General features: G+C 69.3%; 22 protein-coding genes. 21 read left to right on the forward strand and 1 reads right to left on the reverse strand.

Features of this window, described 5'->3' with window-relative positions; translation table 11 throughout:
* Window positions 1–90: 90 nt before the first annotated feature.
* The 6 genes from arc (at window position 91) to prcA (ending at window position 6,220) form a co-directional block, all read left to right on the forward strand.
* Window positions 91–1,857, forward strand: coding sequence for a proteasome ATPase (gene arc / locus ACF08B_RS26240; protein ID WP_073899705.1), 1,767 nt, complete (start codon window positions 91–93; stop codon window positions 1,855–1,857).
* 233 nt (window positions 1,858–2,090) lie between these two features.
* On the forward strand, window positions 2,091–3,602 hold the full coding sequence (dop, locus tag ACF08B_RS26245; RefSeq protein ID WP_371127819.1) for a depupylase/deamidase Dop: 1,512 nt from the start codon (window positions 2,091–2,093) through the stop codon (window positions 3,600–3,602).
* Between the two features lie 172 nt (window positions 3,603–3,774).
* Entirely contained in the window at window positions 3,775–3,993 is a 219-nt protein-coding gene (locus ACF08B_RS26250) for a ubiquitin-like protein Pup (RefSeq protein ID WP_073899701.1), read from the forward strand.
* A gap of 120 nt (window positions 3,994–4,113) precedes the next feature.
* A complete protein-coding gene (locus ACF08B_RS26255; RefSeq protein WP_392319668.1) occupies window positions 4,114–4,626 on the forward strand; it encodes an endonuclease VII domain-containing protein in 513 nt (170 codons plus the stop codon).
* Window positions 4,578–5,423: a proteasome subunit beta gene (gene prcB / locus ACF08B_RS26260; RefSeq protein ID WP_392319669.1), complete on the forward strand. Its 846-nt coding sequence runs from the start codon at window positions 4,578–4,580 to the stop codon at window positions 5,421–5,423. Before ACF08B_RS26255 ends, prcB begins: the two co-directional genes overlap by 49 nt.
* A 59-nt stretch (window positions 5,424–5,482) precedes the next feature.
* The gene (gene prcA / locus ACF08B_RS26265; protein WP_073899694.1) at window positions 5,483–6,220 is read left to right on the forward strand and encodes a proteasome subunit alpha; all 738 of its coding nucleotides are present in this window, start codon (window positions 5,483–5,485) and stop codon (window positions 6,218–6,220) included.
* A gap of 65 nt (window positions 6,221–6,285) precedes the next feature.
* Here the strand turns inward: prcA and ACF08B_RS26270 are convergent, their stop codons facing one another.
* Complete coding sequence (locus ACF08B_RS26270; protein WP_392319670.1) at window positions 6,286–7,302, reverse strand: LacI family DNA-binding transcriptional regulator; 1,017 nt, start codon at window positions 7,300–7,302, stop codon at window positions 6,286–6,288.
* A gap of 163 nt (window positions 7,303–7,465) precedes the next feature.
* Between ACF08B_RS26270 and ACF08B_RS26275 the strand changes: the two genes are divergently transcribed.
* The 15 genes from ACF08B_RS26275 to ACF08B_RS26345 all read left to right on the forward strand — a co-directional run bounded on the left by ACF08B_RS26275 (window position 7,466) and on the right by ACF08B_RS26345 (window position 22,464).
* Window positions 7,466–8,725, forward strand: coding sequence for an MFS transporter (locus ACF08B_RS26275; protein ID WP_392319671.1), 1,260 nt, complete (start codon window positions 7,466–7,468; stop codon window positions 8,723–8,725).
* Between the two features lie 9 nt (window positions 8,726–8,734).
* Window positions 8,735–10,096 carry a Pup--protein ligase gene (gene pafA, locus ACF08B_RS26280; RefSeq protein ID WP_020938995.1) on the forward strand — a complete coding sequence of 454 codons (1,362 nt, stop codon included), beginning with the start codon at window positions 8,735–8,737 and terminating at the stop codon, window positions 10,094–10,096.
* Between the two features lie 142 nt (window positions 10,097–10,238).
* Window positions 10,239–11,240 (forward strand): FKBP-type peptidyl-prolyl cis-trans isomerase, encoded by a 1,002-nt coding sequence (locus ACF08B_RS26285; RefSeq protein ID WP_392319672.1) that lies wholly within the window; start codon window positions 10,239–10,241, stop codon window positions 11,238–11,240.
* A gap of 88 nt (window positions 11,241–11,328) precedes the next feature.
* The gene (locus ACF08B_RS26290) at window positions 11,329–11,709 is read left to right on the forward strand and encodes an FKBP-type peptidyl-prolyl cis-trans isomerase (protein WP_073899684.1); all 381 of its coding nucleotides are present in this window, start codon (window positions 11,329–11,331) and stop codon (window positions 11,707–11,709) included.
* A 161-nt stretch (window positions 11,710–11,870) separates the two neighbouring features.
* Window positions 11,871–12,824 (forward strand): helix-turn-helix transcriptional regulator, encoded by a 954-nt coding sequence (locus ACF08B_RS26295; RefSeq protein WP_392319673.1) that lies wholly within the window; start codon window positions 11,871–11,873, stop codon window positions 12,822–12,824.
* Between the two features lie 14 nt (window positions 12,825–12,838).
* Window positions 12,839–13,867, forward strand: coding sequence for a helix-turn-helix transcriptional regulator (locus ACF08B_RS26300; protein WP_392319674.1), 1,029 nt, complete (start codon window positions 12,839–12,841; stop codon window positions 13,865–13,867).
* A gap of 101 nt (window positions 13,868–13,968) precedes the next feature.
* The gene (locus tag ACF08B_RS26305; RefSeq protein WP_392319805.1) at window positions 13,969–14,229 is read left to right on the forward strand and encodes a hypothetical protein; all 261 of its coding nucleotides are present in this window, start codon (window positions 13,969–13,971) and stop codon (window positions 14,227–14,229) included.
* A gap of 42 nt (window positions 14,230–14,271) precedes the next feature.
* Window positions 14,272–14,466 (forward strand): hypothetical protein, encoded by a 195-nt coding sequence (locus ACF08B_RS26310; RefSeq protein ID WP_073899678.1) that lies wholly within the window; start codon window positions 14,272–14,274, stop codon window positions 14,464–14,466.
* A 259-nt stretch (window positions 14,467–14,725) separates the two neighbouring features.
* Complete coding sequence (gene tatA, locus ACF08B_RS26315) at window positions 14,726–15,004, forward strand: Sec-independent protein translocase subunit TatA (RefSeq protein WP_093479055.1); 279 nt, start codon at window positions 14,726–14,728, stop codon at window positions 15,002–15,004.
* 47 nt (window positions 15,005–15,051) lie between these two features.
* Window positions 15,052–16,002, forward strand: a complete 951-nt coding sequence (gene tatC / locus ACF08B_RS26320; RefSeq protein ID WP_392319675.1) for a twin-arginine translocase subunit TatC — start codon at window positions 15,052–15,054, stop codon at window positions 16,000–16,002.
* Window positions 16,003–16,088: 86 nt separating this feature from the next.
* Window positions 16,089–18,941, forward strand: coding sequence for a DEAD/DEAH box helicase (locus ACF08B_RS26325; RefSeq protein ID WP_392319676.1), 2,853 nt, complete (start codon window positions 16,089–16,091; stop codon window positions 18,939–18,941).
* A 473-nt stretch (window positions 18,942–19,414) separates the two neighbouring features.
* A complete protein-coding gene (locus ACF08B_RS26330; RefSeq protein WP_392319677.1) occupies window positions 19,415–21,031 on the forward strand; it encodes an ATP-binding protein in 1,617 nt (538 codons plus the stop codon).
* The gene (locus ACF08B_RS26335; protein ID WP_073899668.1) at window positions 21,028–21,432 is read left to right on the forward strand and encodes a roadblock/LC7 domain-containing protein; all 405 of its coding nucleotides are present in this window, start codon (window positions 21,028–21,030) and stop codon (window positions 21,430–21,432) included. Before ACF08B_RS26330 ends, ACF08B_RS26335 begins: the two co-directional genes overlap by 4 nt.
* Window positions 21,429–21,863, forward strand: coding sequence for a DUF742 domain-containing protein (locus tag ACF08B_RS26340; RefSeq protein ID WP_392319678.1), 435 nt, complete (start codon window positions 21,429–21,431; stop codon window positions 21,861–21,863). Before ACF08B_RS26335 ends, ACF08B_RS26340 begins: the two co-directional genes overlap by 4 nt.
* A complete protein-coding gene (locus tag ACF08B_RS26345; protein WP_392319679.1) occupies window positions 21,844–22,464 on the forward strand; it encodes an ATP/GTP-binding protein in 621 nt (206 codons plus the stop codon). Before ACF08B_RS26340 ends, ACF08B_RS26345 begins: the two co-directional genes overlap by 20 nt.
* Window positions 22,465–22,502: the final 38 nt, after the last annotated feature.

Here is a 22,502-nt window from a genome sequence, read left to right on the forward strand (position 1 = left end):
TTGACAGTCTTTGTGATCTAGGGGTTTCAATCGACACCCACCCAGGTAGGGTCTGGAAGCGTCCAGCTCCCCTTGGAGGAGGTGAGGACCGTGGCAGCCCACGACGACGACATGAACCGCGGCATCCGCCCGGGACGAGGGTCCGACGACCCGGCCGGGCAGATCGCCTACCTTGAGCAGGAGATCGCCGTCCTGCGACGTAAGCTCGCCGACTCTCCGCGACACACGAGGATTCTCGAAGAGCGGATCGTCGAGCTGCAGACGAACCTGGCCGGCGTGTCCGCCCAGAACGAAAGACTGGCCAACACACTCCGCGAAGCCCGCGACCAGATCGTGGCCCTCAAGGAAGAAGTCGACCGGCTCGCCCAGCCACCGGCCGGCTTCGGAGTCTTCCTGCAGGCCAACGAGGACGGCACCGCCGACATCTTCACCGGCGGCCGCAAACTCCGCGTGAACGTCAGCCCCAGCGTCGAGCTCGACGACCTCCGGCGCGGCCAGGAAGTCATGCTCAACGAAGCGCTCAACGTGGTCGAGGCCATGGAGTACGAGAGCGTCGGCGACATCGTCACCCTCAAGGAGATCCTCGAGGACGGCGAACGCGCCCTCGTCCTCGGACACACCGACGAGGAACGAGTGGTCCGGCTCGCCGAACCGCTGCTGGACGTCACCATCCGCCCCGGCGACGCCCTGCTCCTCGAACCGCGCTCCGGATACGTCTACGAGATCGTCCCCAAGAGTGAGGTCGAAGAACTCGTCCTCGAAGAGGTCCCCGACATCGGCTACGAGCAGATCGGCGGCCTCGGCGGACAGATCGAGGCCATCCGCGACGCGGTCGAGCTGCCGTACCTCTACCCCGACCTGTTCCGGGAGCACGAGCTGCGCCCGCCCAAGGGCGTCCTGCTCTACGGCCCCCCCGGCTGCGGCAAGACACTCATCGCCAAGGCCGTCGCGAACTCGCTGGCCAAGAAGGTCGCCGAGGTCACCGGCCAGGCCGCCGGCAAGAGCTTCTTCCTCAACATCAAGGGCCCCGAGCTCCTCAACAAGTACGTCGGCGAGACCGAGCGGCAGATCCGCCTCGTCTTCCAGCGCGCCCGTGAGAAGGCCAGCGAGGGCACCCCCGTCATCGTCTTCTTCGACGAGATGGAATCCCTCTTCCGCACCCGCGGATCCGGCGTCAGCTCGGACGTGGAGAACACCATCGTCCCCCAGCTGCTCGCCGAGATCGACGGCGTGGAAGGCCTCCAGAACGTGGTCGTCATCGGCGCCTCCAACCGCGAGGACATGATCGACCCCGCCATCCTGCGCCCCGGCCGGCTCGACGTGAAGATCAAGATCGAGCGTCCCGACGCCGAGGCCGCCAAGGACATCTTCGGCAAGTACCTCACCGAACGCCTCCCCCTGCACGGCGACGACCTCGGCGAGCACGGCGGCGACAAGGCCACCACCGTCCAGAGCATGATCCAGACGGCGGTCGAGCAGATGTACGCCGAATCCGAGGAAAACCGCTTCCTGGAAGTCACCTACGCCAACGGCGACAAGGAAGTCCTCTACTTCAAGGACTTCAACTCCGGCGCCATGATCGAGAACATCGTGGGCCGCGCCAAGAAAATGGCGATCAAGGACTTCCTCGAAAAGAGCCAGAAGGGCCTCCGCGTCTCCCACCTCCTCCAGGCCTGCGTGGACGAGTTCAAGGAGAACGAGGACCTGCCCAACACCACCAACCCCGACGACTGGGCCCGGATCTCCGGAAAGAAGGGCGAACGGATCGTCTACATCCGTACCCTCATCACCGGAAAGCAGGGCGCGGACACGGGACGCTCCATCGACACGGTGGCGAACACCGGTCAGTACCTGTAAAAGCAGGGCGGCTGCGGGTGCCCTCACCGGGTACCCGCAGCCCTTGCGTTTTTCAGGCCACGACCGGAGCAGCCAATGACGCAAATGATCTCCCCACCAGCGCAAAGGCGTTCTAGGCTCGTTCCTACCGCCGAATCGCGCAGTGCGGGGACGGGCACCGCACACGCACCGGAGCGCCAGCGGTACTTGAGCGACGCCCACGACCGAGGGTGCCGCCGGGCAAGGAGGGCCGCATGACCGTACGGCGAGTAATGGGCATCGAGACGGAGTACGGGATCTCCGTCCCCGGCCACCCCAACGCCAATGCCATGCTCACCTCGTCCCAGATCGTCAACGCCTACGCCGCGGCGATGCACCGGGCCCGCCGGGCCCGCTGGGACTTCGAGGAGGAGAACCCGCTGCGCGACGCGCGAGGCTTCGACCTCGCCCGGGAGGCCGCCGACTCCAGCCAGCTCACCGACGAGGACATCGGCCTCGCCAACGTGATCCTCACCAACGGCGCACGCCTCTACGTGGACCACGCCCACCCCGAATACAGCGCCCCCGAGGTCACCAACCCCCGCGACGCCGTCCTCTGGGACAAGGCCGGCGAACGCATCATGGCCGAGGCCGCGGAGCGGGCCGCCCAGCTCCCCGGCGCCCAGCCCATCCACCTCTACAAGAACAACACCGACAACAAGGGCGCCTCCTACGGCACGCACGAGAACTACCTGATGAAGCGGGAGACCCCCTTCTCGGACATCGTGCGCCACCTCACGCCCTTCTTCGTCTCCCGCCAGGTCTTCGCGGGCGCCGGCCGCGTCGGCATCGGCCAGGACGGCCACGAACACGGCTTCCAGCTCAGCCAGCGCGCCGACTACTTCGAGGTCGAGGTCGGCCTGGAGACCACGCTCAAGCGCCCCATCATCAACACCCGCGACGAACCCCACGCCGACGCGGAGAAGTACCGCCGCCTGCACGTCATCATCGGCGACGCCAACCTCTCCGAGATCTCGACGTACCTCAAGCTGGGCACCACCGCCCTGGTCCTGTCCATGATCGAGGACGGCTTCATCGCCGTCGACCTGGCCGTCGACCAGCCTGTCCGCACCCTCCACCAGGTCTCCCACGACCCCTCCCTCAAGCGCCTCGTCACCCTCCGCAGCGGCCGCACGCTCACCGCCGTCCAGCTGCAGATGGAGTACTTCGAGCTCGCCCGCAAGTACGTCGAGGAACGCCACGGCGCCGACGCCGACGACCAGACCAAGGACGTCCTCAGCCGCTGGGAGGACACCCTCACCCGGCTGGAGAACGACCCCATGAGCCTCGCCGGCGAACTCGACTGGGTCGCCAAACGCGAACTCATGGAGGGCTACCGCCGCCGCGACGACCTCGACTGGGACGCCGCCCGGCTCCACCTCGTCGACCTCCAGTACGCCGACGTACGGGCCGAGAAAGGCCTCTACAACCGCCTGGCGGCCCGCGGACGCATCAAGCGGCTCCTGGACGAGGCCGAGGTCGACAAGGCCCGTACGAAGCCGCCGGAGGACACACGCGCGTACTTCCGCGGCCGCTGCCTCGAGCAGTACGCCGACGACGTCGCCGCCGCCTCCTGGGACTCGGTCATCTTCGATCTCCCCGGCCGCGACTCGCTGCAGCGCGTTCCAACCCTGGAACCGCTACGCGGAACGCGAAATCACGTCAAGGAGCTGCTCGACCGCTGCCGTACCGCGGAAGACCTGGTCAGGGTCCTGTCGGGCGGCTGAGCGCGACCAGCGGGTACTCGTACCGCTCCGGGCGGTCGGGGTGGAAATCCCACCGCTCGGGAATCATCGAGGTGGCCCCCGCACGTTGTGGAAACTGCGGGGCCGATGTCGGACCCGGCTTGTAGGGTCTGATCATCACCGATCGGCAGGCGAACTGAGCGGGGTGAGGGTTATGGCAACCAAGGACACCGGCGGCGGCCAGCAGAAGGCGACGCACTCGACCGAACAGGCCGAGGAGCAGACGCAGGAAGCGCAGGCCTCGGAAGACCTCAAGGAACGGCACGAGAAGCTGTCGGACGACGTGGACTCGGTGCTGGACGAAATCGACGATGTCCTAGAGGAAAATGCCGAGGACTTCGTGCGCTCCTTCGTTCAGAAGGGTGGAGAGTAGGTTCTTCCTTCGAATCGAAGGCTGCGGGGGAGTCGGAAGTTGGAAGGCCTAGACGACGCGAAGCGCTGCTCGCGGTGCAAGCAGAACAAGCCGCGGGCGGCGTTCGCGCGAAACAAGGCTATGCGTGACGGGCTGCAGGCCTATTGCCGGGAATGCGCGGCTGCCTACCATCAGGCGCGGCAACTGGCCAAAGGGAAAAACGTACGCCCCCCGGTGGAAACACCGGAGGGGCACAAGTTCTGTCGACGCTGCGGGGTGATCAAGCCGCACAGTGAGTGGCACCGCAACGCGACGGCTTCCGACAAGCTGTCGACAAGCTGTAAAGCCTGCCGTGCCCAGAAGGGGCGCGCCGATCACCTGAAGCGCAGTTACGGACTCACCGAGGCCGAGCGGGATGCGATGGTCGGCTCTCAGCGCGGACTCTGCGTGATCTGCCTGAACGCTCCGGCCGTACATGTGGATCACTGCCACAAGACGGGTAGGGTCCGTGGCGTACTGTGCTTCAACTGCAATTCGGCCATCGGCAAGTTGGGAGACGATCCCGACGCCGTCCGCCGGGCCGCCGCCTACCTGGAAGGAAACTCGTGGAAGCCAATACTCGTGGCACCGGGCGTCTACCAGCTGCCTTCCTGACGCCGGGATCCTCCTCGTTCATGGACTTCCTCTGCGAGCACCAGCCCGAGCTGCTGCCGGGCAAGCGGCAGCTGCCGCCCACGCAGGGTGTGCTCGAGGCGCCGCACGGGACGACGATCGTGGCGGTGACGTTCCCCGGTGGTGTGGTCCTCGCCGGTGACCGTCGGGCCACGATGGGGAACGTGATCGCGCAGCGGGACATCGAGAAGGTGTTCCCGGCGGACGAGTACTCGGCCGTCGGTATCGCCGGCACGGCGGGTCTCGCCGTGGAGATGGTGAAGCTCTTCCAGCTGGAGCTGGAGCACTTCGAGAAGGTCGAGGGCGCCCAGCTGTCGCTGGAGGGCAAGGCCAACCGGTTGTCGACGATGATCCGGTCGAATCTGGGGATGGCCATGCAGGGTCTGGCCGTCGTCCCGTTGTTCGCCGGGTACGACGTGGACCGGGAGAAGGGCCGGATCTTCTCGTACGACGTGACGGGCGGGCGTTCCGAGGAGACCAATTTCGCGGCGACGGGTTCCGGCTCGATCTTCGCGCGGGGCGCGATGAAGAAGCTGTTCCGTGGCGACCTGTCCGAGGAGCAGGCGACCACACTGGTGGTGCAGGCCCTCTACGACGCGGCCGACGACGACTCGGCGACCGGTGGTCCCGATGTCGCCCGCCGGATCTACCCGATCATCACGGTGATCACCGAGGACGGTTTCCGCCGGCTCACGGAGGAGGAAGCCTCCGGGATCGCGCGCGCGGTGCTCCAGAAGCGTCTGGAGGAGCCGGACGGTCCCAAGGCCGCCCTGCTCTGAGCGCGGGCTTGTGTGTGCAAGGTGATCCAGTGACCATGACAGAAAGGGACGGATAGCCGGTGTCGACGCCGTTCTATGTCTCACCTCAGCAGGCCATGGCCGACCGGGCGGAGTACGCCCGCAAGGGCATCGCCCGGGGCCGCAGCCTGGTCGTTCTCCAGTACGCCGACGGCATCGTGTTCGTCGGTGAGAACCCGTCCCGTGCGCTGCACAAGTTCAGCGAGATCTACGACCGGATCGGTTTCGCGGCCGCCGGGAAGTACAACGAATACGAGAATCTGCGCATCGGTGGTGTGCGGTACGCGGATCTGCGTGGGTACACCTATGACCGGGACGACGTGACCGCGCGTGGTCTGGCGAACGTGTACGCGCAGACGCTGGGCACGATCTTCTCCTCGGCGGCCGAGAAGCCGTACGAGGTGGAGCTGGTCGTGGCGGAGGTGGGGGAGACGCCCGAGGGCGATCAGATCTACCGGCTGCCGCACGACGGTTCGATCGTGGATGAGCACGGTTCGGTGGCGGTGGGCGGCAACGCGGAGCAGATCAGCAGTTTCCTCGATCAGCGGCACCGCGAGGGGATGACTCTGGCGGAGGCTCTGAAGCTGGCCGTGCAGGCCTTGTCGCGGGACACCAACGGCAGTGAGCGGGAGATTCCCGCGGAGCGGCTGGAGGTGGCGGTGCTGGACCGTACGCGTCCGCAGAAGCGGAAGTTCAAGCGGATCGTGGGTCGTCAGCTGGCGCGTCTGCTGGAGGCCGGCGGGGCGGCCACGGAGGCGGAGAGCGCCGAGGAGGAGTAGCCGTCGGTCCGTCGTGTGACGGTGTGTGCCCCGTCCGGGTTCTCCCGGGCGGGGCACGCGGCTGTTCAGGGGGTGCGTGGCGGGGCTGTGGAGCCGCGGACGACGAGTTCGACGGGGATGTCCTGGCGGTCGGGCTCGCGGCCGTCCAGGACGGCGAGGAGGGCGTGCATGCCGCGTTCGCCGAAGAGTTCGGCGTCGAGTCGGACGGTGGTGAGTTCGGGGTCGAGGGCGGTGGCGAGGGCGAGGTCGTCGAGGCCGGTGACGGAGATGTCGTCGGGGATGCGCAGGCCGAGGCGGCGCAGGGCCTTGTAGGCGCCGGCGGCGAGTTTGTCGTCGTCGCAGACGATGGCGGTGGGGCGGGGGCCGGGGGCGGTGAGTGCGGTGGTGGTGGCGGTGAGGGCGCCTTCGATGGAGATCGGGGCGTGGGCGGTGCGGAGGTGGGTGCCGGGTGCGGCGGCGATGCGGGCCGTGAGTTCTTGTCGGCGTACGTCGAAGGTCCAGGAGGGGACGTCGGCGGCGAGGTGGAGGGCGTCGCGGTGGCCGAGGGTGAGGAGGTGGTCGGTGACCTGGCGGACGCCGTCGGCGATGTCGAGGTTGACGGTGGCGGCGCCGAGGCTGCCGGTGGGGTCGCTGTCGAGCATGACGAGGGGGAGTTGGTCGCCGCGGATGGCGGTGAGGGCGTCGGCGGCCATGGAGGAGGCGATGACGCCGTCGAGGGCGGCCTGGGCGGAGGCGAAGGGGTCGCGGGCGGGGCCGATGCCTTCGGGGGAGGGGTAGAGGACGACGCCGAAGCCGTGGTCGGCGGCGACGCGTGCGGCGCCGGTGTAGACGCCGGCGAAGAATTCGGTGGTGAGGGCGGGGACGACGAGGAGGACGGTGCGGGTGTGGCCGAGGCGGAGGTTGCGGGCGGCGAGGTTGGGGCGGTAGCCGAGGTCGCGGGCGGCTTCGCGGACGCGTTCGGCGGTGGTCTCGGAGACTCGGCCGCGCCATTTGTCGCCGAGGACGAGGGAGACGGCGGCCTGGGAGACTCCGGCTGCCTGGGCGACGTCACGGCTGGTCGGGCGCGTGCTGCTGCGTGCCACCGTGGGCGTGCTCCTCTTCTGGTGGTGCGCCGTCGGGGTGTCCTGGGGCTCACTCACGGTCGTCTGGACGGGTGAACTGCGCACATGGTACGTATGACGGGGGACGTTATACGTAACACTTCGGGCCGTCGAGGCGTCCCGGGCGAGCCGTTGGAGGCTGGACATGGCCACGGGATACCTGGAGATCCTGCGGGCGCGGCACGCGCTGCGGCTGCTCACGGGCACTCTGGTGGGGCGACTGCCCAACGCGACGGCCGCGATCGCCCTGGTGCTGTTCGTGCGGGCGGAGGGGGGCACGTACAGCCTCGCGGGCGCGCTGGCGGCGGTGTACGGCGTGGCGAACGCCGTGGGCCAGCCGGTGCTGGGCCGGCTGGTGGACCTGTACGGGCAGCCGCGGGTGCAGTTTCCGGCGGCGGTGCTCTCGGCGCTCGCGATGACGGTCTTCGCCTTCTCGGGGACGGATCCGCTGCCGGTGGCGTACGCGGCGGTCGCGGCGTCCGGTCTGTTCACGCCGCCGCTGGAGGGCGGTCTGCGGGCGCTGTGGCCGTCGGTGCTGGGCCGTGAGGAGCAGGTGCACACGGCGTACGCGATGGACGCGGTGGCGCAGGAGATCATGTTCACGGTCGGGCCGCTGCTGGTGACGGTGTGCGTGTCGGTGTGGGACGAGCGGGCGGCTCTGCTGGTGCTGAGCCTGCTGGGTGTGCTGGGTGCGCTGTCGGTGGTGGTGTCGCCGCCTTCGCGCGCGTGGCGGTCGGCTCCGCGGGAGGCGCACTGGCTGGGTGCTCTGCGTTCGCCGGGGCTGCTGGCGCTGCTGGGGGCGTTCCTGTTCGTGGGGATCGCGCTGGGTTCCATCACGGTCGCGTCGGTGTCGTACGCGGACGGTCACGGTGGGGACGCGGTGTACGGGTGGCTGATGGCGGGGCTGGGGCTGGGGGCGCTGGCGGGCGGGACGGTGTACGGCGCCCGGCGGTGGGCGGGTGTGCCGGAGCGGCGACTGCGGGTGCTGGTGGCTCTTCTGGCGGTGTGTTACCTGCCGCTGATGCTGATGCCGGGTGCGGTGGCGATGGTGTTGCTGAGTGTGGTGTCGGGTGTGTTCCTGGCGCCGTGCATCGCCTGTGCGTTCATCATCGTGGACCGGCACGCGCCGGCGGGGACGGTCACCGAGGCTTTCTCCTGGCTTGTGACGACGTTCACCGTGGGTGCGTCGGTGGGAACGGGCCTGGCGGGGCCGGTGGTCCAGGCGGGTGGCACGCTGTGGGGTTTCGCGCTGCCGGGGGCCGCGGGGGCGGTGTCGTTGCTGGTCCTGCTGGCCACGGGGCGGGTCCTCGCAGCTCCCGTGCGGGGCGCGGTCGTTGCGGCTTCATCGGAAAATGATCCAAATCGTGCTGCCGAACCCCGTTTCAGCTCGGGGGATCGGGCGTAATGTTCAGTCATGGACCGCCGCATTTTCGGGCTGGAGAACGAGTACGGCGTCACGTGCACGTTCAGGGGACAGCGCCGCCTGTCGCCTGACGAGGTGGCGCGGTACCTCTTCCGCCGTGTCGTGTCATGGGGCCGTAGCAGCAATGTCTTTCTGCGGAACGGCGCCCGGCTCTATCTCGACGTGGGATCGCATCCGGAATACGCGACACCCGAATGTGACAACGTGACCGAGTTGGTCACCCACGACAAGGCCGGCGAGCGCATTCTCGAAGGACTCCTGGTGGACGCGGAACGACGCCTGCACGAGGAGGGAATCGCGGGCGACGTCTACCTCTTCAAGAACAACACCGACTCGGCGGGCAACTCCTACGGGTGTCACGAGAACTATCTGGTGGCACGGCACGGGGAGTTCTCCCGGCTCGCGGACATCCTCATTCCGTTCCTGGTGACGAGGCAGCTGCTGTGCGGTGCGGGCAAGGTGCTGCAGACGCCGCGCGGTGCGGTGTACTGCGTGAGCCAGCGCGCGGAGCACATCTGGGAGGGCGTCTCCTCGGCGACGACCCGTTCCCGGCCGATCATCAACACCCGCGACGAGCCGCACGCGGACGCCGAGCGCTACCGCCGGCTGCACGTCATCGTGGGCGACTCGAACATGTCCGAGACGACCATGCTGCTGAAGGTCGGGGCGACCGATCTGGTGCTGCGCATGATCGAGGCGGGCACGGTGATGCGTGACCTCACGCTGGAGAACCCGATCCGGGCGATCCGCGAGGTCAGTCACGACATCACGGGCCGGCGCAAGGTGCGTCTGGCCAGCGGCCGGGAGGCGTCGGCGCTGGAGGTGCAGCGCGAGTACTTCGACAAGGCCGTGGACTTCTGCGACCGGCGCGGGATCCGTACGGGTACGGTCGCGCAGGTGCTGGAGCTGTGGGGCCGCACTCTGGACGCGATCGAGACGGAGGAGCTCGACCGGATCGGGACCGAGATCGACTGGGTGATGAAGTACAAGCTCATCGAGCGGTACCGGGCGAAGCACAACATGACGATGTCGCATCCGCGGGTCGCGCAGATAGACCTCGCGTATCACGACATCCACCGTCGTCGTGGTCTGTACTACCTGCTGGAGAAGAAGGGGCAAGCCACCAGGATCTGCAACGACTTGAAGATCTTCGAGGGCAAGTCGGTGCCGCCGCAGACCACTCGGGCGCGGTTGCGCGGTGACTTCATCCGGCGGGCGCAGGAGCAGCGCAGGGACTTCACGGTGGACTGGGTGCATCTGAAGCTCAACGACCAGGCGCAGCGGACCGTGTTGTGCAAGGACCCGTTCCGTTCGGTGGACGACCGGGTGGAGAAGCTGATCGCCGGAATGTAGCGAAAAGCGGGCGAGTCAAGCGTTTGGGCCCTGAAATGCCGGAACGCCACACGGGCGCCGTACGTTTACCGTACGGCGCCCTTCTCACGTCGTAGAGTTGCGCGCACGCCCACCACAAGATCGACCGATTACGAGGCCTTCCGTGCGCCGACGTTCACTCCTCCTCGCCGCCCTTCCCGCGGGACTCGTCACGCTCTCCGCCTGCGGTGACGACAAGTCCGGCGCGAGCAAGGGCGCCTCGCCGTCGCCCTCGGTGTCGAGCGCGCCGCCGCCGAAGATCGTGGACGGGCCGTTGCCGGCGATCACGGCGGGCAAGAAGTTCGGTGAGAAGCCGACCGTGGCGAAGGGGACGGGGGAGCCGTCGCCGAACCTGGCGGTGAGGACGGTGATCGCGGGCAGTGGCCGGACGATCGCGGAGAACGACTTCATCGAAGCGAACTACCTGGGCCAGATCTGGGACACCGCCAAGGTCTTCGACAACTCCTACGACCGGGGGCGTCCGCTGCTGATGCAGCTGGCGCAGGGGACGATCATCGACGGCTGGCGGTATGCGCTGGCGGGCAAGAAGACCGGCAGCCGGGTGGAGATCGCGGTGCCGCCGAACCTGGGGTACGGCAAGGCGGGCCAGCCGGACGCGGGGATCAAGGGGACGGACACGCTGGTGTTCGTGATCGATCTGATCGAGTCCTTCAACTCCAAGAGCTCCGCCCAGGGCAAGCCGGTGGCGCAGGATGATCCGGCGCTGCCGAAGGTGGGCACGAACACCGACGGGCAGGTGCCCAAGGTGACGGTGCCGAAGTCGGACCCGCCGAAGAAGCTGGCGTCGGTGTATGTGCTGGAGGGCGACGGACCGGAGCTGAAGGCCGACCAGACGGTGCTGTGCCAGTTCCAGGGCCTGGTCTGGGAGGGCGGGAAGACCTTCCAGCGGACGTACGGCTCGGGCCGGCTGAGCCAGTTCTCGCTGGAGCAGATGCAGCAGACGGTGAAGGGTCTGGCGCAGGGGCTGACGGGCAAGAAGGTCGGCAGCCGGGTGCTGATCGTGGTGCCGCCGGAGCTGGGGTACGGCGACAACCCGCCGAGCGGTGGGGTCATCAAGAAGGACTCCACCCTGGTGTTCACGGTGGACATCCTCGCCGCGATGTAGCGGCGCGGTGCGTCCGTGGCGGGCGGGAGAGCTGCGGGGATGAAAGACTGTCCGCGTTTCGTGTCGTACACAAGCAGGAGCTTTTGACGTGAGCATCGAGAAGCCCGAGATCGACTTCCCGGGCGGCGAGCCCCCGGCGGACCTCGAGATCAAGGACATCTGGGAGGGCGACGGCGAGGTCGCCTCGGCCGGCGACTTCGTCAAGGTCCACTACGTGGGCGTCGCGTTCTCCACCGGTGAGGAGTTCGACGCCTCCTGGAACCGCGGTACCCCGCTGGACTTCCAGCTGGGTGTCGGCCAGGTCATCCAGGGCTGGGACAAGGGCGTGCAGGGCATGAAGGTGGGTGGCCGCCGTCAGCTGGTCATCCCCGCGCACCTGGCCTACGGCGACCGCGGTGCGGGTGGCCGCATCGCTCCGGGTGAGACGCTGATCTTCGTCTGCGACCTGGTCGGTGTGACCAGGCGCTGACCGGATCCGGTCGGAAGAGGGCCCGTGCGGTGCGCGCGGGCCCTTCTTCGTTGCCGCTTGCCGATCAGGAGGGGTCACCTTCCTGGTCCGGCTTTTGTCCGGACACCTGGGAGCGGTACGGTCATCGGTCGGAAGCACCATAGGGAAGGCGAAGGGCGTCGATGGCCATTGCCAAGGCCGAGCGGCTGATGAACCTCGCGTTGTGTCTGCTCGGGACACGACGGCCGCTCAGCAAGCGTGAGCTGCGCGAGTCCATTGAGGCCTATCTCGAAGCCGGGAGTGACGACTCGTTCAACCGGATGTTCGAGCGGGACAAGGACGACCTGCGCGAGCTGGGCCTGGTCATCGAGACGGTGGAGAACCTCGAGGGCGAGGTCGGCTATCTCGCGCGCCGGGACAGCAACCGGCTGCCGCCGATCACCCTGGACGCCGAGGAGGCCGCGGCCCTGGGTCTGGCCGCGAAGGTGTGGCAGCAGGCCCGGCTGGCCGGTGCGGCCAGCGGTGCCCTGCAGAAGCTGCGCGCGGCGGGGTTGCCGGAGGACGTCGATCCGTACGAGGCGCACGGGGCGCTGGAGCCGCGCATCCCGGTGCACGAGGCGGCCTTCGAGCCGTTGATGCTGGCCTGCCGGGACCGTCGGCCGGTGCTGTTCGACTACCGCAAGGCCTCCGCCGTGCATCCGGAGCCGCGGCATGTGGAGCCGTGGGCGCTGGAGTGCTGGCGCGGCCACTGGTATCTGGCGGGGTGGGACCGGGACCGGGGCGCCGAGCGTGTCTTCCGGCTGTCGCGGATCACCGGCCGGGTGCGCTCCCGTGGGACGGGTTTCACCGCGCCGGTGCCCGACGTCGTCACCGTGCGGGAGACCGTGGCGGGCTGGGCGGGGGAGATCGCGGACCGTTCGGCGCTGATCCGGCTGCGGTCGGGTGCTGGTTACCCCCTGCGGGCGAAGGCCGTCGGGGTGCGGGAACTCGGTGACGGCTGGGACGAGTTGGAGATTCCGTACGGGCACGGTCTGGACGCCTGGCTGGTGGAGTTCGGGCCCGACGTGGTGGTGCTGGAACCGGCCGAGCTGCGGGCGGACGTGGTGGACCGGCTGCGTGCCGTGGCCAAGGGCTGAGGGGGAGCAGGACAGTGGCAGGCAAACCGGCCAGGCCCGTGAACGCCATCGACCAGACCCGGCGGATGCTCTCCCTGGTGACCTATCTGCGGGAGCGTCCGGGGGCCCGGATCGCGGACGTCGCCCGTGCGTTCGGCATCAGTGAGGACGAGCTGGTCGCCGACCTCGATCTGCTGCCGATGTGCGGGACCAGTTTCCGCGGCGGGGATCTGCTGGACATCGACACCGACGGCGAGCGCATCTGGTGGCACAACCCGGCGGCGCTGGGCGAGGAGGCGGCGGAGCCGTTGCGGCTCGCCGCCGACGAGGCCACCGCGCTGCTGGTGGCGGCCCGTGCCGTCTCGACGCTGCCGGGGCTGCGCGAGGGCGACCGCCAGGCCCTGCTGCGGGCCACCGCGAAGGTGGAGACGGCGGCCGGTGAGGTGGCCGGTGCCAGCTCCCGGCTGTCGGTGACGTTCGAGTCCGAGGGCGGGGTGTTCGCCGACGTCGACCGGGCGATCTCCGAGCGCCGCCGGCTGTGGATCCGCTACTACTCACCGGCCCGTGACGAGGTCACCGAGCGCGAGATCGACCCGATCCGCCTGGTCAGTGTCGGGCACACGTACGTCGAGGCGTGGTGCCGCCGCTCGGAGGCCCGGCGCACCTTCCGGCTGGACCGGGTCGCGGAGATCCGGATTCTCGACGAGCCGTCCGCGCCGCCCGAGATCGAGCTGCGCGATCTGTCCGAGGCACTGGTGCAGCCGGCGGCCGAGGATCCGGAGGTCGTCGTCGAGGTCGGTCCGGGCGGTCGCTGGGTCGCCGAGTACTACCCGCACGACAGTGCCGATGAGCTTCCGGACGGCGGGTTGCGTATCACTCTGCGGACCCCCGATCCGGCCTCCCTGCGCCGGCTGGCGCTGCGGCTGGGCCGCGACGGCAGGATCGTCTCGCCGCCGGAGCTGGCCGACAGTGCCCGCAGGGCGGCCGGGGAGGCGCTGGCGGCGTACGACGTGCCGCCGGTCGCGGCGCGGGGTGCCGACGGCGGGGACGAGCGGCCGGAGTGAGCCGCGGCGGGGCGGCACCGGCCGCGGCGGCCCGGGCGTCGGCGACCAGCTACGAAGGAGCGAGGGATTTGAGCGAGTCTCCGGGGTCGGGCGCGGGTGAGATGACGGTGGCGGCGGCCTTCGCCGGGATGAGAAGAGTGGTCCCGGTGTTGTTCAGAGCCGGCTGCCCGGACTGCCGGGGCCGTTTCGAACTGGCGGCGAGTGCCCTGCGGCTCGCGATCGGCGGGAGCAGCCGGACGACGTTCTACTCCTTCACCTGCCCCGAGTGCGGGTCAGCGGTCCGCAAGCCGGCGGGGGAGCGTGTCGTGGAGCTGCTCACCGGCGGCGGGGTGCGCACCCTGCGGCTGCACTCCACGGCGTAGGCGGCTGCGTCCGGCGGCGCGGGACGGTCTAGGCTCGGCGGCATGTTCTGGCCGATGTTCGCGGTAGCCGTGGGTTTCCTGGGTCTCGCCGTTCTGGGGGTGCTCGCCGTCCGGGTCTTCGTGGAGGCGCGGCGTCTGGGGCGGCAGGTGGCGGCCTCGGCGAGCCGTATCGACCGGGCTGCCGAGGATCTGGAGCGGTCCGTGGCGAGCGCGTCGCGTGCGGTGGACGCGCTCTGAGCCGTCGCGGGGGCACGGGTGAGGCGGGCGGCACAAGCGGTTTGCGTCACTTCGCCCTGTCATGCTGCCCATCGGGAAAGGTACGCTGCTGGTCGTGGTGCGGCGAACGAGGCCCGTGCCGCTGACCGGGAGTACGCACGGGGATTGCCTGACGTTTACCCCTGAGCGTTACGATCGCTGACAGCACGACCATCGGACGCATGTCCGAAGGGTCGGACAGCACCCACCCCCAGCCGCCTCGGTGAGAAGGTAAAGACTTATGTTCGGAAGGCTCGGAGCTCCCGAGATCATTCTCATCCTCGTCGTCATCATCCTGCTGTTCGGCGCGAAGAAGCTTCCGGACATGGCCCGCTCGCTCGGCAAGTCCGCGCGCATCCTCAAGAGCGAGGCCAAGGCGATGAAGGAAGAGGGCAACTCCTCCCAGCAGGCGCCCGCGTCCAACGAGCAGCCCCCGGCCCAGCGCACCATCCAGGCGTCCCCCGGCGACGTGACCAGCTCGCGTCCCGTCAACGAGCCGACGGATTCCACCCAGCGCTGACGCAGGGCCGGACCGCTCCGGCCCGCCGCACGAGATGAGGACGTGGGTTGCTCAAGCCTGCCCGCAAGAAGGAGAGAGATCCCGAGGGGCGGATGCCCCTCGCGGATCATCTTCGTGAGCTCCGCAACCGGCTCGCGAAGGCCATGCTGGCCATCGTCATCGTGACGGTCGTCGCGGCCTTCTTCTACAACGACATCATCAACTTCCTGACGAAGCCGATCCTCGACTCGGTGGGTTGCCAGGAGACCTTCGAGCAGCTGGCGAAGTCCTCGGACCAGCACACCTGCGCGGAGATCACGATCAACGGCCTGCTCGCGCCCTTCACGCTGGCCCTGCAGGTCTCGCTGACGGCGGGTGTGGTCCTCGCGTCGCCGATCTGGCTCTACCAGCTGTGGGCGTTCGTCGCGCCGGGTCTGCACCAGCACGAGAAGAAGTACGCCTACGCCTTCGTCTTCACCGGCGCCCCGCTGTTCTTCGGCGGTGCGTTCTTCGCGTACAAGGTGCTGCCGACCACCGCGAAGGTGCTGATCGACTTCACGCCGAACGGCCACATCAAGAACCTGCTGCCGCTCGACGACCTGCTCCAGCTGGTCACCCGCATGGTGCTCGTCTTCGGTCTCTCCTTCGAGCTGCCGCTGCTGCTGATCATGCTCAACCTCACCGGGGTGCTGACGGGCCGGCGGATGCTCGGCTGGTGGCGGGCGATGATCCTCGGCATCACCGTCTTCGCGGCCGTGGCCACGCCGAGCACCGACCCGCTGTCGATGCTGGCGCTCGCGGGACCGATCTGGGTGCTGTACTTCGGGGCCGTCGGCTTCTCGCTGCTCAACGACCGCCGCAAGCTGCGCCGCGACGCGGCCGGACCCGGTGACGACGAGGCCTCCGAGCTGGACCTCACGCCCGAGGAGATCGGGGCGGTCGAGCCCGTCCCGGCCGCCCGGGTGCTGCCCGAGCAGGCGAGCACGGACCGGGTCAACGGCTACGACGACGTCACCTGAGCCGCGCCGGACCGCTGTGCGATGCCCTCGTCCCACCGGGACGGGGGCATCCGTGTTCTCCGGTCGATCGGCCCCCGTTCCCGATAATGATCGTCCTGTTGTCAGTGGGGCCCGGTACGCTCGAAAGTACGATGACAGAGGACCTCTCACCGGCCGAGCGGTACGCGGCAGCCCGCAGGCGGGCAGCCGAGCAGGCCACCGCGCTCGCGTCCTTCCGCGAGATGTACGACTTCGGCCTCGACCCCTTCCAGATCGAGGCCTGCCAGGCGCTCGAGGCGGGGAAGGGCGTGCTGGTGGCCGCCCCCACCGGCTCGGGCAAGACGATCGTGGGCGAGTTCGCCGTCCACCTCGCCCTCCAGCAGGGCAAGAAGTGCTTCTACACGACACCCATCAAGGCGCTGTCGAACCAGAAGTACGCCGACCTGTGCCGCCGTTACGGCGCCGACAAGGTCGGCCTGCTCACCGGCGACAACAGCGTGAACTCCGAGGCGCCGGTGGTCGTGATGACCACCGAGGTCCTGCGGAACATGCTGTACGCGGGCTCGCAGACCCTCCTCGGCCTCGGCTACGTGGTCATGGACGAGGTGCACTACCTCTCCGACCGCTTCCGCGGTGCCGTCTGGGAGGAAGTGATCATCCACCTGCCGGAGTCGGTGACCCTCGTGTCGCTGTCGGCGACCGTGTCCAACGCCGAGGAGTTCGGCGACTGGCTGGACACCGTCCGCGGCGACACCGAGGTGATCGTCTCCGAGCACCGGCCCGTGCCGCTGTTCCAGCACGTGCTCGCCGGGCGGCGGATGTACGACCTGTTCGAGGAGGGCGAGGGCCACAAGAAGGCCGTCAACCCCGATCTCGCCCGCCTCGCCCGCATGGAGGCCACCCGGCCGTCGTACCAGGACCGCCGGCGCGGCCGTGCGATGCGCGAGGCCGACCGGGAGCGGGAGCGCCGGCAGCGCTCACGGGTGTGGACGCCGGGCCGCCCGGAGGTCATCGAGCGTCTGGACTCCGAGGGCCTGCTGCCCGCGATCACGTTCATCTTCAGCCGCGCCGCCTGCGAGGCCGCGGTCCAGCAGTGCCTGTACGCGGGCCTGAGGCTCAACGACGAGGAGGCGCGGGACACGGTCCGCGCCCTGGTCGAGCAGCGCACGGCGCACATCGCGCCGGAGGACCTGCACGTCCTCGGCTACTACGAGTGGCTGGAGGGCCTGGAGCGGGGCATCGCCGCCCACCACGCGGGCATGCTGCCGACGTTCAAGGAGGTCGTCGAGGAGCTGTTCGTGCGCGGTCTGGTCAAGGCCGTGTTCGCGACCGAGACCCTCGCGCTCGGCATCAACATGCCCGCCCGTTCGGTGGTGCTGGAGAAGCTCGTCAAGTGGAACGGCGAGCAGCACGCCGACATCACGCCCGGCGAGTACACCCAGCTGACCGGCCGGGCCGGCCGCCGGGGCATCGACGTCGAGGGGCACGCCGTGGTGCTCTGGCAGCGCGGCATGAGCCCCGAGCACCTGGCCGGTCTCGCGGGCACGCGCACGTACCCGCTGCGCTCCAGCTTCAAGCCGTCGTACAACATGGCGGTCAACCTGGTCGAACAGTTCGGCCGGCACCGCTCGCGGGAGTTGCTGGAGACCTCCTTCGCGCAGTTCCAGGCCGACAAGTCGGTCGTCGGGATCTCCCGGCAGGTGCAGCGCAACGAGGAGGGCCTGGAGGGCTACAAGGCCTCCATGACCTGCCACCTCGGTGACTTCGAGGAGTACGCGCAGCTGCGCCGCCAGTTGAAGGACCGGGAGACGGAGCTGGCCCGCCAGGGTGCGAACGAGCGGCGTGCCGAGGCCGCCGTCGCCCTGGAGAAGCTCAAGCCGGGCGACGTGATCCATGTGCCCACCGGCAAGTACGCCGGCCTGGCGCTGGTGCTGGACCCGGGCCTGCCCGCCGGCCGTTCCAACGGGCATCGCGGCTTCGACCACCACGACGGTCCGCGCCCGCTGGTGCTGACCGCCGAACGGCAGGTCAAGCGGCTGGCGTCGATGGACTTCCCGGTGCCGGTCGAGCCGCTGGACCGGATGCGGATCCCGAAGAGCTTCAACCCGCGCTCCCCGCAGTCGCGTCGGGATCTGGCCTCGGCGCTGCGGACCAAGGCCGGGCACATCCCGCCGGACCGGGCCCGGAAGAAGCGCTCGCAGGCCGCGGACGACCGGGAGATCGCCCGGCTGCGGACGGCGATCCGCGCGCATCCCTGCCACGGCTGCAACGACCGTGAGGACCACGCGCGTTGGGCGGAGCGGTATCACCGGCTGCTGCGGGACACCTCGCAGCTGGAGCGCCGCATCGAGGGCCGTACGAACACGATCGCCCGGACGTTCGACCGGATCGTCGCCCTGCTGACCGAGATGGACTATCTGCGCGGCGACGAGGTCACCGAGCACGGCAAGCGGCTCGCCCGGCTGTACGGCGAACTGGACCTGCTGGCCAGCGAGTGCCTGCGCGAGGGCGTCTGGGAGGGCCTGAGCCCGGCCGAACTGGCCGCGTGCGTCTCGGCGCTGGTGTACGAGGCGCGGGTCGGCGACGACGCGATGGCGCCGAAGCTGCCGTCGGGCAAGGCGAAGGCCGCGCTGGGTGAGATGGTGCGGATCTGGGGCCGGCTGGACGCCCTGGAGGAGGACTTCCGCATCAGCCAGACCGAGGGTGTGGGGCAGCGCGAGCCCGATCTGGGATTCGCCTGGGCCGTGTACATGTGGGCCTCCGGGACGGCGCTCGACGAGGTGCTGCGGGAGGCGGACATGCCGGCGGGCGACTTCGTGCGCTGGTGCAAGCAGGTGATCGACGTGCTCGGGCAGATCTCGGCGGCCGCTCCGACCGAGGGCTCGACCGTGGCGAAGACGGCGCGCAAGGCCGTCGAGCAGGTGCTGCGGGGTGTCGTCGCCTACTCGTCGGTGGGCTGAGCGGGAGGCGGCCACCGGCCGCCGCACGGTGTGAACTCCGGGCCCCCGCCCGGTGGATGCGCCCCCTTCGCGAGGGGAGCGGATCCGCCGGGCGGGGGCCGTGTTTCGTCACGCGCCAAACGCCTTTTCACTCATCACGGTGAGTGACTTTCGTATGTCCATTCTCGGTGACCGAACGTGTTCGAATGGGAGCCGTGCGTGTAAATGGAGCTGAGCGTACTCCTGTCGCGCAAGGGATTTCCGGTGCTTGCCGAATATGACACAGCGATGATCCGGTCGGACTAAGCTCGCCCGCGGCGCACCGGGTTGAGGTGAATTCGGGCGCCTGTTCCCAAATCTCCCGAAGATCCCGTCAGTTCCATGAACCTTCCCCTCCCACGCTCCCCCGACACCCAGCCGATTCGTCTCAGAAGGCATCCATGGTGAGTGTTCAGAAGCCTCCCGGTCGCCGTGAACGTCCCTATGCGCGCGTCATGTTGCCGCCGGCCATAGTGATGGCCGCCGCGAGCGCGGTCGCCGTGGCCCTGGTGCCGGCGCCGGCCCGGCTCGCCGTCGGCCTGTGCGGGGCGCTGGCGGTGCTGCTGGTGCTCGTCACCGGCGCGGAGGCCGCCCGCCGGGGCCGCATCCTCCGCGAGACCAGGGCCGAGCACGCCCGTCACCGCGCGTATCTGGAACACCGGCTAGCCGCCCACGACGACCTGATCACCCGATTCGCCACGGACATCATCCCGACCGGCCTGCTCCGGCTGCGCGCCGGCGAACCGCTGCGGGACGTGCTGACCAACGTCTACGACGTCGACCCCGAACTGCGCGGACTGCACGAGTCGTACCGCGAGATGTTCCGCGTCTCGCTGCGCGGCGCCGACCACGAGATCTCGATGCGCGACGCCACCGAACGCTCCTTCGTGAGCATCGCCCGCCGCGTCCAGGCCATCGTCCACCAGCAGGCCAAGGAACTGCGGGAGATGGAGGAGGACCACGGCCGCAACCCCGAGGTCTTCGACGACCTCCTCCGCCTCGACCACGGCACCTCGCTGATCGGCCGGCTCGCCGACACCATCTCCGTCCTCGGCGGCGGCCGCCCCGGCCGCCAGTGGCCGCTGCCGGTCTCCCTCTACAGCGTGCTGCGCGGCGCCATGTCCCGCATCCTCGAGTACCGGCGCATCGAGCTGAGCTCCATCGTCAACATCAACATCAAGGGCACCGCCGTCGAGCCGGTCATCCACGCCGCCGCCGAACTCCTCGACAACGCCACCCGCTACTCGCCGCCCACGAACAAGGTGCGCGTCACCGCCGCCGAGGTGCAGGCCGGTATCGCCGTCGAGATCGAGGACGCCGGTGTCAGCCTCAGCGAGGAGTCCCGCGCGCGCATCGAGCAGATGATCGAGGACGCCAAGAACGGCGACGACGCGCAGAACCTCGGCGAGAACCCGCGCCTCGGCCTCGCCGTCGTCGGCCGACTCTGCAAGCACTTCGACATGGAGGTCTCGCTGCGTGCCTCCGCCTACGGCGGTGTCCGCGCGATCCTCATCATCCCGCGCGTCATGACCACCACCGAGCCCGGCGTCGGCGCCGCGCACGGCATCGGTGCCACCGGCGTGCCCCAGGCCGAACTCGGCGCCGTGGAAGGCCCCAAGCGCCCGCCGAAGCGCCGCCGCCCCACCAGCCCCAAGATCCCGGCCGGCATCTCCATGGAGGACGACGTCCCGGAGGTCACCGAGTGGACCGCGGGCGGCCTGCCCCAGCGCCGCAGCCGGGTGAAGACCTCGCTGACCCAGCGGTACGCCGAGCAGGCCGCCATCGAACGCGCCGAGCGCGAGGGCAGGCCGACCATCTGGTCCCAGACCCGGGCCGAGCCGGAACCCGAGCCCGAGATCGACCCCGAGCGCAAGAAGCTCATGGACCGGCCGCCCGGCATGTGGATGGAGGCCTTCTGGGACGGCCTGCGCAAGGGCATGCCCGAGGACGCCACCGCCTCCGAGCTGACCGACTTCACGCTCAACCCCACCAAGTACGTGCACCTGCTCAACGATTCGGACGACCCCATCGAGGGGGCCACCGAGGCCGACGACGAGGGGACTCTCAAGTGATCCAGCAGCGAGCGAACCTGGACTGGATGCTCAAGCAGCTCAACGACGGCGTGCCGGGCATCGAGATGATCGTGGTGCTGTCCGCCGACGGACTGCGTATCGCCCGCTACGGCGGCGACCCCGACGCCGCGGACCGGGTGGCCGCCGCCTGCGCGGGCGTGCAGAGCCTGGCCGGCGCCATCATCCAGGAGATCCCCGGCGCCGGGGACATGAAGGTCGTCGTCATCGAGATCGAGGGCGGCTACTTCTACCTGATGAACGCCGGCGCCAACGCCTACCTCGCCGTACTCGCCGACGTGACCTGCGAGCCGGGCCGGATGAGCGGCATGATGCGTGACCTCGTCGTCCGGATCGGCGCCCATCTCACCAGTCCGCCCCGGCGGAACGGGCAGACCGTATGACACCTCCACGACGCAAACGGCGCCAGCCGCAGCACCAGCGACAGCACCTGCCGCCCCCGCCTCCGCCCCCACCGTCCCCCCAGCCTGCGGGCGGCCAGGCGCCGCCCAGGAACCCCGAGCGGCTGTACACCATCGCCGGATCCGTGGACGGCGCACGGGCCGAACTCGACCTCGTGACGCTGATCGTGGCGCGTTCCGCACCCCAGCCGGCCGCGTCACCCGAGGAGTCGGCGGTGCTCCGGCTCTGCGCGGCCCCCCTGTCCGTGGCCGAGCTCTCGGCCTATCTCCAACTGCCGTTCAGCGCGATGACCGTACTGATCACCGAGCTGATCGCGGCCGAACTGGTGCAGGCGCGCGCCCCGATCGTCCGCCAGGCGCTCCCCGACCGTTCACTCCTCGAAGCGGTGATGCATGGACTTCAACGGCTCTGACACGCTCCCCGGCCCGCGCACCGAGGACCACCTGCCGCACACGGCGCAGGCCGCGGTGAAGCTGGTGATCGTGGGCGGTTTCGGCGTCGGCAAGACCACCATGGTCGGTTCGGTCAGCGAGATCAGGCCGCTGACCACCGAGGAGACCATGACCCAGGCCGGCATCGGCGTCGACGACAACTACGGCTCCGACTCCAAGACGGCCACCACCGTGGCCATGGACTTCGGCCGCATCAGCATCACCGACAAGCTGGTGCTCTACCTCTTCGGCACCCCCGGCCAGGAGCGCTTCTGGTTCCTGTGGAACGGCCTGTTCGAAGGCGCCCTCGGCGCGGTCGTCCTGGTCGACACCCGGCGCCTGGAAGTCAGCTTCGACGTCATGGGCCGGCTGGAGGAGCGCGGCGTGCCGTTCGTCGTCGCCGTCAACTCCTTCCCCGACGGGCCTCGCTACCCCGTGGAGGAACTGCGCACCGCGCTCGACCTGTCCCCGGAGATCCCGATCATCGAGTGCGACGTGCGCCGCCGCGCCTCCAGCAAGGACGTGCTCATGACGCTCATGCGCTTCCTGCACTCCCTGGCCATGTCCGGTGCCCTCACCTGACCCGCGGCCGACCGACCCCCCTCCATCCGTTCCGGAGC

This window comes from Streptomyces sp. NPDC015139, from assembly GCF_043079785.1.
GTDB lineage: Bacteria > Actinomycetota > Actinomycetes > Streptomycetales > Streptomycetaceae > Streptomyces > Streptomyces albidocamelliae.

Excerpts from the sequence above, each read along its gene's own strand:
- dop (WP_371127819.1), top strand. The coding sequence starts at position 2,091 with ATGACCGTACGGCGAGTAATGGGCATCGAGACGGAGTACGGGATCTCC.
- ACF08B_RS26250 (WP_073899701.1), top strand. The coding sequence starts at position 3,775 with ATGGCAACCAAGGACACCGGCGGCGGCCAGCAGAAGGCGACGCACTCG.
- ACF08B_RS26255 (WP_392319668.1), top strand. The coding sequence starts at position 4,114 with ATGCGTGACGGGCTGCAGGCCTATTGCCGGGAATGCGCGGCTGCCTAC.
- ACF08B_RS26275 (WP_392319671.1), top strand. The coding sequence starts at position 7,466 with ATGGCCACGGGATACCTGGAGATCCTGCGGGCGCGGCACGCGCTGCGG.
- pafA (WP_020938995.1), top strand. The coding sequence starts at position 8,735 with ATGGACCGCCGCATTTTCGGGCTGGAGAACGAGTACGGCGTCACGTGC.
- ACF08B_RS26295 (WP_392319673.1), top strand. The coding sequence starts at position 11,871 with ATGGCCATTGCCAAGGCCGAGCGGCTGATGAACCTCGCGTTGTGTCTG.
- ACF08B_RS26305 (WP_392319805.1), top strand. The coding sequence starts at position 13,969 with ATGACGGTGGCGGCGGCCTTCGCCGGGATGAGAAGAGTGGTCCCGGTG.
- ACF08B_RS26310 (WP_073899678.1), top strand. The coding sequence starts at position 14,272 with ATGTTCTGGCCGATGTTCGCGGTAGCCGTGGGTTTCCTGGGTCTCGCC.
- tatA (WP_093479055.1), top strand. The coding sequence starts at position 14,726 with ATGTTCGGAAGGCTCGGAGCTCCCGAGATCATTCTCATCCTCGTCGTC.
- ACF08B_RS26325 (WP_392319676.1), top strand. The coding sequence starts at position 16,089 with ATGATCGTCCTGTTGTCAGTGGGGCCCGGTACGCTCGAAAGTACGATG.
- ACF08B_RS26330 (WP_392319677.1), top strand. The coding sequence starts at position 19,415 with ATGTTGCCGCCGGCCATAGTGATGGCCGCCGCGAGCGCGGTCGCCGTG.
- ACF08B_RS26340 (WP_392319678.1), top strand. The coding sequence starts at position 21,429 with ATGACACCTCCACGACGCAAACGGCGCCAGCCGCAGCACCAGCGACAG.
- ACF08B_RS26345 (WP_392319679.1), top strand. The coding sequence starts at position 21,844 with ATGGACTTCAACGGCTCTGACACGCTCCCCGGCCCGCGCACCGAGGAC.